The sequence below is a fragment of the Rhizobium sp. Root149 genome, from assembly GCF_001427345.1.
In the GTDB taxonomy this organism is placed as follows: domain Bacteria; phylum Pseudomonadota; class Alphaproteobacteria; order Rhizobiales; family Rhizobiaceae; genus Neorhizobium; species Neorhizobium rhizoryzae.
The window spans coordinates 168963-180364 of the sequence record NZ_LMGD01000001.1; the positions used below are offsets into that span (position 1 = coordinate 168963).

General features: G+C 57.3%; 8 protein-coding genes. 5 read left to right on the forward strand and 3 right to left on the reverse strand.

Annotation, left to right across the window (positions count from 1 at the left end; genetic code table 11):
• The first annotated feature begins 153 nt into the window (after nucleotides 1–153).
• The 4 genes from abc-f to ASD54_RS00835 all read left to right on the forward strand — a co-directional run bounded on the left by abc-f (nucleotide 154) and on the right by ASD54_RS00835 (nucleotide 7550).
• Nucleotides 154–2040 carry a ribosomal protection-like ABC-F family protein gene (gene abc-f / locus ASD54_RS00820; RefSeq protein ID WP_062552713.1) on the forward strand — a complete coding sequence of 629 codons (1887 nt, stop codon included), beginning with the start codon at nucleotides 154–156 and terminating at the stop codon, nucleotides 2038–2040.
• Between the two features lie 408 nt (nucleotides 2041–2448).
• Entirely contained in the window at nucleotides 2449–4401 is a 1953-nt protein-coding gene (locus ASD54_RS00825; RefSeq protein WP_082547007.1) for a methyl-accepting chemotaxis protein, read from the forward strand.
• Nucleotides 4402–4533: 132 nt separating this feature from the next.
• A complete protein-coding gene (locus ASD54_RS00830; RefSeq protein ID WP_062553202.1) occupies nucleotides 4534–6600 on the forward strand; it encodes a prolyl oligopeptidase family serine peptidase in 2067 nt (688 codons plus the stop codon).
• 101 nt (nucleotides 6601–6701) lie between these two features.
• Entirely contained in the window at nucleotides 6702–7550 is an 849-nt protein-coding gene (locus ASD54_RS00835; RefSeq protein WP_062552714.1) for a polysaccharide deacetylase family protein, read from the forward strand.
• Nucleotides 7551–7616: 66 nt separating this feature from the next.
• On the opposite strand, the gene ASD54_RS00840 is transcribed toward ASD54_RS00835, so the two are convergent.
• From ASD54_RS00840 to ASD54_RS00855, 3 genes are all read right to left on the reverse strand, one after another.
• Nucleotides 7617–8210 (reverse strand): nitroreductase family protein, encoded by a 594-nt coding sequence (locus ASD54_RS00840; RefSeq protein WP_062552715.1) that lies wholly within the window; start codon nucleotides 8208–8210, stop codon nucleotides 7617–7619.
• Between the two features lie 223 nt (nucleotides 8211–8433).
• Nucleotides 8434–8883 carry a DNA polymerase III subunit chi gene (locus ASD54_RS00850; protein WP_062552717.1) on the reverse strand — a complete coding sequence of 150 codons (450 nt, stop codon included), beginning with the start codon at nucleotides 8881–8883 and terminating at the stop codon, nucleotides 8434–8436.
• A gap of 8 nt (nucleotides 8884–8891) precedes the next feature.
• Entirely contained in the window at nucleotides 8892–10379 is a 1488-nt protein-coding gene (locus ASD54_RS00855) for a leucyl aminopeptidase (RefSeq protein WP_062552718.1), read from the reverse strand.
• Nucleotides 10380–10619: 240 nt separating this feature from the next.
• Between ASD54_RS00855 and ASD54_RS00860 the strand changes: the two genes are divergently transcribed.
• Nucleotides 10620–11342 carry a phosphatase PAP2 family protein gene (locus ASD54_RS00860; protein ID WP_244484622.1) on the forward strand — a complete coding sequence of 241 codons (723 nt, stop codon included), beginning with the start codon at nucleotides 10620–10622 and terminating at the stop codon, nucleotides 11340–11342.
• Nucleotides 11343–11402 lie beyond the last annotated feature (60 nt).

Sequence of the window (11402 nt, forward strand, 5' to 3'; positions counted from 1 at the left end):
CATTCAAGCGCCTGGCGCACCGTCCTGCAAATCATCATTTTTGATCGGTCTCATCTGCAAAGATAATCGAAGCCTCAGCCAAACGTTCCTTCGCCTGCACCTGATCCACTCATTCTCTTGCCAACCCCTGATTCTTCGGCCAAAACCGCGGCCATGATTACGATTACCGATCTTTCCGCACGCGTCGCAGGCCGCCTTCTTCTCGATCACGCCAGCGTCAGCCTTCCCACCGGCACGAAAGCCGGCCTTGTCGGGCGCAATGGCGCGGGCAAGTCCACGCTCTTTCGCGTCATCACCGGCGAGATGGCCTCCGAAAGCGGCTCTGTATCTCTCCCAAAGAATGCGCGGATCGGTCAGGTCGCACAGGAGGCCCCCGGCACCGAGGATCCTTTGATTGAAATCGTTCTGGCAGCGGACAAGGAACGGACGGCTCTTCTGAAGGAAGCGGAAGCTGCGACGGACCCGAACCGGATAGCTGAAATCCAGATGCGCCTCGTCGACATCGATGCGCATTCTGCGGAAGCTCGCGCGGCCAGCATTCTGGCGGGTCTCGGTTTCGACGCCGAAGCACAGGCGCGTCCGGCCTCATCATTTTCCGGCGGATGGCGAATGCGCGTGGCCCTGGCAGCGGTGCTCTTCTCGCAGCCGGATCTCTTGCTGCTGGACGAGCCCACGAACTATCTCGATCTCGAAGGCACGCTCTGGCTTGAAGATTACGTACGGCGCTATCCGCATACGGTCGTCATCATCAGCCACGACCGCGATCTTCTGAACAACGCCGTGAACGCCATTGTCCACCTCGACCAGAAGAAGCTGACCTTCTATCGCGGTGGCTACGACAGCTTCGAGCGACAGAAAGCGGAAAACGACGAACTACAGATGAAGGCCAAGGCGAAAAATGACGCCGCCCGCAAGCATCTGCAAAGCTTCATCGACCGTTTCCGGGCGAAGGCCACGAAGGCGCGTCAGGCCCAGAGCCGCATCAAGGCACTGGAGCGCATGGGCACTGTCGCGGCGGTCATCGAGGATCACGTTCAGCCGATCACGTTTCCGGAGCCTGAGAAGCAACCGTCTTCGCCCATTGTCGCGATCGACAAGGGTGTCGTGGGTTATGAGCCAGACAAGCCGATTCTGAAGGGCATCAATCTGCGCATCGACAACGATGATCGCATTGCCCTTCTCGGGTCGAACGGTAACGGCAAGTCCACTTTCGCGAAGTTTATTTCCGGAAGACTGGAAGCGCAGTCCGGCAACCTGCGTGTAGCCCCGAACCTGAAGATCGGGTTCTTCGCGCAGCACCAGTTGGACGATTTGATACCGGAACAATCGCCTGCCGATCATGTACGCAGGCTGATGCCGGATCAGCCCGAAGCGAAGGTTCGCGCCCGCGTGGCCCAGATGGGCTTGGCAACAGAGAAGATGGACACTGCCGCCAAGGATCTGTCTGGCGGAGAAAAGGCTCGCCTGCTCATGGGGCTTGCCGCGTTTCACGCTCCAAACCTTCTCATTCTCGACGAGCCGACGAACCATCTGGATATCGATAGCCGCAGGGCGCTCATCGAGGCGCTGAATGATTACAACGGCGCTGTGATCCTCATCTCACACGATCGCCATCTGCTCGAGGCCACGGTGGATCGCTTGTGGCTCGTGAACGGGGGAACGGTCGCGCCCTTCGACGGCGATCTGGAGGACTATCGCTCCATCGTTGTTGCTTCATCGCGCAAGAAGGACGAGAAACTTTCGACGGGCGTTGACGATAGTGTCTCCAAGTCCGATCAGCGCAAAGCAAACGCAGAAAAGCGCGCATCCCTCGCTCCGCTCAAGAAGCGCATCAACGAAGCGGAAGCACTGACTGCGAAGCTTGAAAAGCTGATCCAGGCTCTGGACGTTGAACTGGCAGATCCCAAGCTTTACGAGAAATCACCCGCCAAGGCGGCGGAGAAAGCAAAGCAGCGAAGTGATGCTGCTGCAAAACTTGCTGAAACAGAAGAACTCTGGCTCGAACTTTCTTCTCATTACGAAGAAGCTCTGTCTTCATGACGCTTTGGCGGATTGATTAAATATGACTACAGATCTGCTTCACGTTCCTTGCGTGGGGCATCGATTATTACCAGAACACTGCGATTGCGTTTTTTAGGTGTGTAGAAATCCTATTGCAGCTTTAGGAATATCTTAAAGCTTGGAACACATCATGGTTTAGAAAGCTGCGCAGAATGCACGGAAAGGTATTGCCTCGTGCAGGGTGCGCACTGTGCGCTCAAAGCGCATTTCGATAACATTTGATCATTGGCGTGTGCCCCTGGTGCGCGCAGCATTCAGCGTGCCTGCACAGCATCGCGCGATGCGTCTGTGCGTCTTGCGTCGAGCGAATGAACGCTCGCCCGGTTGTTTCGTGCGTAATCTCCATGATGGAGCGGACCGCTTTCCCTGATTGAACTGGACACATACATGCTTCGGACAATCTCGCTGAAAACGTCGTTGACCTCCGCCTTTGCGCTGCTTCTTTGCCTGCTGCTTCTGCAAGGCGGCTTCGCACTTTCGACCATGCGAAACATCTTCGGGAATGTTGATGGGCTTGCCCACGATGCGGTTCCAAGCGTCGACATTACGAACAGGTTGAATATCTCCATCGCAAATCTGCGCGGTCTGCAGACACGCCACATCCTGACAACCGATCCGCAGGCGATGAAGGATGCTGACGCTGCCTTGACGAAGGAAGTGAAGAAGCTGAAGGACCGGATGGCGACCTATGCGCCCATGATCTCGCTTGATGTCGAACGCAAGGCTTTCGCCGGGTTTACCGCTGCTGCCGACGAATATCTCAAGCTTAACGACAGACTCGTCAGCCTCTCGCGCGCCGGCGACAAGCAAGCCGCAGCATCGCTGCTGACGGGCGACATGGTGAAAAGCTACGAGTTGATGGACAACTATGCCGACGAGTTTCGCGATGCCAATGTCGACGAAGCCAAACGGATGTATGCGGAAAGTGCCACCCAGTTCAATAAATCCCTCATTTCGAACGGGCTTGTCCTCCTGGTTGGTATGATCGCTGGTATCGGAGCCACCATTTTCGTGTCGCGGGAAGTATCCCGCCCTATCGACCGGATCACAAAGCTGATGCGCAAGCTGGCCAATGCGGAGTTCAAGGTCGAGATCCCCTACCTCGACCGGAAAAACGAGATCGGCGACATGGCCAAGGCTGTTCAGGTGTTCAAGGAGAATGGTATCCGGGTTCAGCAGATTGCCGAGCAGGAAGCCGCTTTCGGCGAAAAATGCGACGAACTTCGCCAGGATATCGGCCATATGGTTCAGGCGGCGATCGAGGGAGATTTCTCTCGCCGTATGACCATCACCTATCATTTCAAGGAGCTCAATGCGTTCGCTTCTGGAATGAACGAACTGGTGGGCAACATCGAAGCAGGTCTCTCTGAAACCCGCAGAGTGATGAGCGCGCTTGCAACCGGTGACCTGACCGAGAGCATGCAGGGCAAGTTCAGCGGGGCCTTCTTCGAATTGCAGCAGAACGTGAATTCCACAATGGACACGCTGCGCGCCATCGTTTCCGAGGTTCGCTATTCCATTGACCAGATCAATTCCGGCTCCGGCGAATTGCGCTATGCGTCCGACGATCTGGCGAAGCGCACAGAACAGCAGGCCGCAGCCCTTGAAGAAACTTCGTCCGCGCTGGAAGTCATTACATCGGCTCTTCGTCAGTCGACGCAGCGTGCTGGTGATGCCGCCAAGAAAGTCGATCACGCTCGCGTCAGCACGGAGAATTCAAGTGTCGTCGTGGGTGATGCCATTGCCGCGATGGAGCGAATCGAGGCCGCTTCCGGGCAGATCGGACAGATCATCAATGTTATCGACGAGATTGCATTCCAGACCAATCTCCTCGCTCTGAACGCGGGCGTCGAGGCGGCACGCGCGGGCGAAGCGGGCAAGGGCTTTGCGGTTGTTGCGCAGGAAGTGCGCGAACTTGCCCAGCGTTCCGCCAATGCGGCCAAGGATATCAAGGCGCTCATCACCAAGTCGGGCGAGGAAGTGGGTGCCGGAGTTCGTCTCGTGACAGCGACGGGTCAGGCTCTATCCCAGATCCGAACGCATGTGGAAAGCATCAACGAGGAAGTTCATTCCATAGCCAGCTCTTCCAACGAGCAATCGAGCAGCCTGATGGAGATCAACCAGGCGCTTGGCCAGATGGACCAGGTAACCCAGCGCAATGCGGCGATGGTGGAGGAAACGACCGCCAGCACCAACAAGCTGGCGGACGATGCCTACCACCTCTCCAATCTGATTGCGCGGTTCAAGCTGGAGCGAGCTGGCCACGGCTCGCAACAGGGGTTCGCGAACAGCAACTCCCGGTCGGGCAGCGTTCCAATGGTTGCCGCCGGTAGAGGCTGATTTCAAAATGACCAACTGACCGGGCGCATTTCGGCGTCCGGTCGGTCTTTTGGACGGAAGATCAATTCGCAACGGGATTCACTTTGTCTTGCGATGCTCTATGGTCCTGCCTGTGATTTGCAGGAGTTGACCATGGAAAAGCCCGTCGCAGAGGATCTCTTTCTGGAGCAGGACACGGATCCTGAAACCCTTGCCTTCGTGGAGGCCCGCAATGATGCCTCAGCCAGCGTACTGACAACGCCGCACATGGAAGAGACCGCCAAGGCAATCCAGGCCTTGATGGAGCGCGAAGACCGACTCATCATCCCAAGCCGGCGCGGCAATTGGTATTTCGATTTTCACCGCACTGCTACCAATCCGCTCGGTCTGTGGCGTCGCCTGCCCGCAGATCTGGAGCCATCGCCGGACGCGCCTTGGGAAACCGTATTCGATGTCGACGCCTTCTGCGAGCGCGAAGGCAAGCGCTGGATTTTCGGCGGTGCAATCACCTGCCCTCTCCGGCCGACACGAGTTCTCCTCCGCCTTTCCGACGGCGGTTCCGACCTTTCGAGGCTGCTGGAATTCGATACGGAAACCAGATCCATCGTCGAAGGCGGCTTCGACACGCCAGCTGTCCGCTCCCATGCCAGCTGGCTGAATGCCGACGAGATCTGCTATTTCGGCTCGATCGATGAGGACTCGGCCACCCAATCCGGATGGCCGCGCGTTGGACGCAGACTGACACGGGGAACCCGGCCGGAAGACGCGCCACCGCTCTATGCGGGCGAGAAGGCTGACGTCAGTGCCTATGCATTCGTTCTGCATCCGGAGTTCGACATGACTGGCCAGGCTGAGACCCGGTCGATCCATGTTTTTGTTGCCAACCATCAGATCGGAAAATCCAGCGTTCACGTCGGCCCCTCTCCTGCCGACCTGAAACGCCTGCCTCTGCCGGTTGACATGGATTTCGACATCAATCGCGGTTTCTTGGTCTGGCTTGCGAAAAGCGATGAGCAACTGGCGACCGGAACCTTGGCCTTGCAGAAGCTCACGCCTTTCTCGAGCGAGCCCCTGGATCAGAACCGGCGTATTCTGTTCGAACCAAAGCCAGGCAGCGCGATCAGCCAGTTTGCACTACTGAGGGACTGGATAGTCTATGTTGTCGAAGACCGGCTCCAGCCGTCTCTTTTCGTGCTCGATCTGACCGATGCGAATGCACAGCCGATCAGGATCGATTTGCCGGATGGATTCGAAGCCGTATCATTCTCATCGCAATACTCCGATCTTCATCTGGGAACTGACCGTGTATGGGTCACCGGGCGAGGCTTTCTAACGCCCCCCACCTGCTTCGAGTTGGATCTTTCGGATCGCTCGTCACAGCCTGGCCTGAAGAATGGCCGCTCGGCTCCAGCCTATTTTGATGCGGAGGGCATGCAGTCTCTCCTTCTGGAAGCGACTTCCGAAGATGGCACGCAGGTACCCTATCATCTGGTCTTGCCGAAAACCTGGGAAGACGGCGAGCTTCCGGTACTCATTTACGGGTATGGCGGGTTCAGCGTACCCCTTTCCGCCGGCTACTCCGGCGTAACCGGTGGTTGGCTTGAACAGGGCGGTGCCTACGTGCAAGCCTATATCCGTGGCGGAAGCGAGCTCGGCCCTGACTGGCACACCGTTGCCAAGCGCGAGGGCAGACACAAGGCCTTCGAGGACTTTGTGGCCATCGCGCGAGATCTCGTAAAGCGCGGTTATTCGAAACCAGCGCGCATTGCCTGCACCGGCGGCAGCAATGGCGGCCTGCTGACAGGTGTCATGTTGACGCGCTATCCTGATGATTTCGGCGCTGTGTGGTGCCGTGTCCCGGTCCTCGACATGATGCGCTTTCACGAGTTCCCGGCAGGACGGGCATGGATGGATGAATATGGCGATCCTGACAAGCCGGAGGATAGAGCCTTCCTGCTCGACTATTCTCCACTCCAGAATGTGCAGCCTGCTGCCGTCAAACGCTACCCGCCGATCTATATCGAAAGCTCGAGCAATGACGACCGCGTTCACCCTTCCCATGCTCGACGCTTTGCAAAGCGTCTGGAAGAGGCCGGACATCAGCCTCTGTTCCATGAATATGGTTCAGGCGGGCACGGTGGTGCCGGAAATTCCGCCGAAATGGCTCGACGTACCGCCATGGGCTACAGCTTCCTCCGACAGACGATCATGAAGCCGTAACGTGATCTTTTGCTGCGGCGCATAAACGCGCCATTAACCATGTTGAGTGAGAGTGGCGAAGCATATCAGTGCCTTGCCCCTTTCATTTCAAAGTTGGTTTCATGTCCGCCCGCGTCCTTTGCGCCATAGCTTCTCTCGCCTGCCTGCTCTCCTCCTGCGCCGGACGCCCCGTATCGGAAGGCGGTACGTTGGTCTCCTCCTTCGCTGCGGCACCGGCCACAGATGCGCCGGTGAAAAAGGGACCGCAGGATCCGGTCGCTCTGACGCCGGTTGCGTGGGGGCGTATCAACAATCCCGCAGGACTTTCCGGACGAACCATTGAGGTTGCCTCCATCGCCGATCTCAAGCTTCGCGACAAGGAAGTAGTGCTGACCTTCGACGACGGTCCGATGCCGAAGAAAACCGAGCGAATTCTCGCGACGCTCGATGAGTTCGGCGTCAAGGGAACGTTCCTGATGGTGGGCGAAATGGCGAAAGCGCACCCGGATATCGCGATGTTGGTGGCGCGGTCCGGCCATACGATCGGTAGCCACACCTACCGCCATCCAAACCTGAGATCGCTCTCCTTCGATGCGGCGGTCGAGGAAATCGAAAAGGGCAAGTTGGCCGTCAGTCGCGCGACGAATGAAGAGGTCGGGTTCTTCCGCTTCCCTTATCTTGCGGACAGTTCGCGCTTGCGCAGCTGGGTTGCGGCCAATGGCATGGTAGTTCTGGATGTTCAAATCGATTCGAAGGATTACTTCAGCGATTCACCGGCCGCCGTCGCAACGCGGACCATGAATGCCTTGCGCAATCACGGTCACGGAATCATCCTGCTGCATGACATTCATCATCGCACTGCCGCGATGCTTCCGGCGCTGCTGACGCAGTTGAAGGCGGAAGGATACAAGGTCGTCAACCTTCAGCATTCCCACAAACCGTCGCTGCTGATGGCATCTCTCGCGAACTGATTTTTGAGTAGTAAAACGAGAAAAGGCGGCCCGGAGACCGCCTTTCTTAGGAAAATCATTCCAGCATCAGCCCTTGAAACCGCCATGAAAGGCAATCTGGCCAACCGGATGACGCGGGCTTGGCACTTCACGCGCCTGCAATGCTTCGGGCAGCAGAGACGCATCGCCCTGCTTGCCGATAGCGACGGATGCATGCAGCACATGATGTTCGGGCAGATTGACAGCCTTTGCCATCGCGTCCTTGTCGAAGCCAGCCATGGCATGAGCAGCAAAACCGGAGATATGCGCCTGCAGAGCGAGATAGCCCCAGGCGGCACCGGCATCAAACGTGTGCGTGCCGTTATCGACAGCCTCAGTTTTGCCCGGAGGCACCATCTTGGTTTCGCTGGCAACAATCACCAAAGCAGATGCCGTCTTTGCCCAGGTCTGGTTGAACGGCAGCAGAGCGCCGAGAATTGCATCCCATGCAGCATCGCCGCGCAGGGTGTAGATGAAACGCCAAGGCTGCGCGTTGAAGGCAGATGGCGCCCAGCGCGCTGCTTCCAGAATGGTCAGAAGCTCATTTTCGCTGATCGTTTCCTCTGTGAATGCACGGGGCGACCAGCGAGATGGAAAAATGTCTGAAACAGGATGATCGGCCTTGCGGGTATTTGTCGTCATTAAGCGGCTCCAGCTCAAGCGCGTCGCGATCTTTCAGATTCGCTTCGGACGCTTTATCTTTTTGTTTTTTCGCATGTCGTTGTTTTTTCGCATGTCGTTATCGCAAAACCGCTGCACACTTTTGCGCTCCATGCTCTGGGGGTACCAAAAACTCCCGCCCATCAGCTAGCAATACCTTTCGCATCGCACAAGCGAGGGAGAGTTGCTTTCCGGACGAATTAACTCAGGCTTTTTTGACCCAACGGCCTTCAGGAGATTGCTGCCAATAGGTCAGAGCATGGCCTTGAGCCTTCAGGCTCTTCCACTGCTCTCGCGCCCCCTCCAGTTGAGCATTGTCATAGCCGTCAAACATGAAGACCACGCGCTCATAGGGCGCAAGTTCAGGAGGCTGCGCTCCATCCACGATGAAGCGCACGCTTGCTGCGTTGGCGTTCGCCGAACTCTCGGTCAGCAGAACAGGCTGATCGCGCTCAAACGCATCCCCATCCGCGCCATGGGGCAGGAAACTGTCCTCTCGAAACGTCCAGAGGTGCTGATCCAGCATGTCCACACGATCCCTGCCGACCGTCTGGACGATGACACGCCATCCCCGCTCCACGCTCTTTTCCAGGAGGGCCGGAAGGGCATCCTCCAGCTTGGATTCGGTCAGATGATAGAAAAGCACCTCTGTCATGCGATAGGTCAGCCTTCGTAACGATCCCGGATCAACTGATCGAGCAGGCGGACGCCATAACCGGAACCCCAGGACTGATTGATCTCGGTCGAGGGAGATGCCATGGCCGTACCTGCAACATCAAGATGCGCCCAGGGAGTTTCTCCAACGAAGCGCTTGAGGAACTGGGCGGCGGTGATTGAGCCGCCATAGCGGCCACCGGTGTTTTTCATATCGGCGAACTTGGAATCGATCAGCTTGTCGTATTCCTTGCCGAGCGGCATGCGCCAGACCTTTTCACCGGTCTTCTCTCCAGCGGCAAGAAGTCCTTCGGACAAGGGATCGTCATTGGAGAACAGGCCTGCGTGGAGATTGCCGAGTGCGACGACAATAGCCCCGGTCAGGGTCGCAAGGTTCACCATGAATTTCGGCTTGAAGCGGTCGTTGCAGTACCAAAGAGCATCTGCAAGAACGAGGCGCCCCTCGGCATCGGTATTGATGATTTCAATGGTCTGGCCCGACATGGATGTGACAATGTCACCGGGGCGCTGGGCCTTGCCATCGGGCATGTTTTCCACCAGCCCCAGAATACCGACCGCATTAACCTTTGCCTTGCGAGCCGCCAGTGTATGCATCAGGCCGATGACCGCCGCCGCGCCGCCCATATCGCCTTTCATGTCTTCCATGTTGGCAGCTGGCTTGATGGATATGCCGCCCGTATCGAAGACCACTCCCTTGCCGACAAAGGCCAGCGGCTTGTCTGAGGCCTTGCCGCCCTTCCACTGCATGACCGCCAGTCGCGGCGGCCGCTCCGAACCCTGGGCCACGCCCAGCAGCGCACCCATTCCGAGCGCCCTCATCTCGGTTTCAGTCAGAATTTCGACCTCGACACCAAGTGTGACCAGTGCCTTCGCATGATCGGCGAACTCTATGGGACCAAGGACATTCGGCGGAAGGTTGACGAGTTCGCGCGCCAGATTGACGCCACCCGCTACCGCTTGCACGTCGCCAAGCAATGCGGCGGCTTCATCCGACACTGCGCTGATGATGGTGACGGAGACGGTCTTCACGTCGCCTTCTTCATCATCGCCCTTCTTGGTTTTGAACCGGTCGAAGGAATAGGCGCGAAGCAGCATTCCAAGCGCAACGTCCGCGACCTGACGGGGCGTTGGAACCGTGCCCGGCGCATCAAGATAGACCGCGACTGTCTCGGCTTTTTTGATGAGACTCGCCGCCTTGCCTCCCGCACGCAGCCAATCGTGATCGCTCAGAGCCTGCGTCTTGCCAAGGCCAATCACAGAGACGCGATCGAAGGGTGATTGATGCGGAGCAATCAAATCCAGCACCGTCATCGATTTTCCATGAAACTTCGCTACACCCGCAGCCCTTTCGAGGATCTCCGCAGGATCGGCTTCACTTGCCCCTGAAGGCTGCTTCTCATCCGAGGCCTGGAACAGGATTGCAAGATCGGCCCGCTCCGTGCGGGAGGCAAAACGGATATCGAGTTTGGAAGACATGTCTTCTCCGTAGACTAAAGAGGCAGGATTGATTTGACAGGCATTTGGTGTGCAGGCGCACGGCGACAAGCCCTGAATCGTTCAGGTGTAGTTTACCGCACGGTTCTATCCCTTGCTAGAAGACAGTTCTCGTGGCTATTGTCGGCCGCGATCGGGGCCGGGAAATAGAAAGTGGCGTATATCTTACAATCTAACTCTCTGTCATCTAAGGATGCAGCCGTCGAGTTGTTTCGTCGGCCTGTGACCTGGTTCGTTTCGTTGTTCGCGCTTTGGTGGATATTGCTCGGCGTGTTCTACGCGTTCCCACAGATCGACCTGTGGGCGGCCAAGGCGTTCTTTCGTGAGAGCGGGTGTGCACTTGGAAGTACAGATTTAAGGACATGTGGCTACTTTCCGGCGGCGCGGGAGCCAGTCCTGATTTTTGTCCGGAAATTCTACTTCTATGTTCCGATTGCTGTGGCCATGGTGATCATTCTGCTGATGATCCGCAATTTCCAGCATCACGGAGCTACCTACGATGCGACAAGAACCCGACGCTATTCGGTCGCTCTTCTGTCTTCGATCCTCGGTCCCTATCTGTTGGTCAACCTGATCCTGAAGACCATATCGGGCCGGCCTCGCCCCTACGAAACAGATCTGTTTGGCGGCACCCACGCCTTCGCTTCGGCCGGGACGCTGGATGGATCCTGCTTGTCAAACTGCTCCTTTATATCCGGCGAGGCAGCCGGTGCCGGCTGGCTGGCATGTCTCATTGTCCTGCTGCCGCCACGTTTAAGAGTCATCTTCGGGCCAGTCATCCTGATGCTGTGTCTTGTCTCGCCCTATCTCAGGGTTGCATTCGGCGGGCACTATCTATCGGATGTGACGCTAGGCTTCCTTTCCTCCTGTGTGGTCTATGCTGCGGTCGCGGTGTACTACGAGACACAGAAAGAAAAAAATCGGTGGTCGAAAACGGCTTTGTGAGCAGGCAACTGTCGCCTTGACCACATAAATTGCGTAAGAGCCGATTAAGGCGTAGCTCAA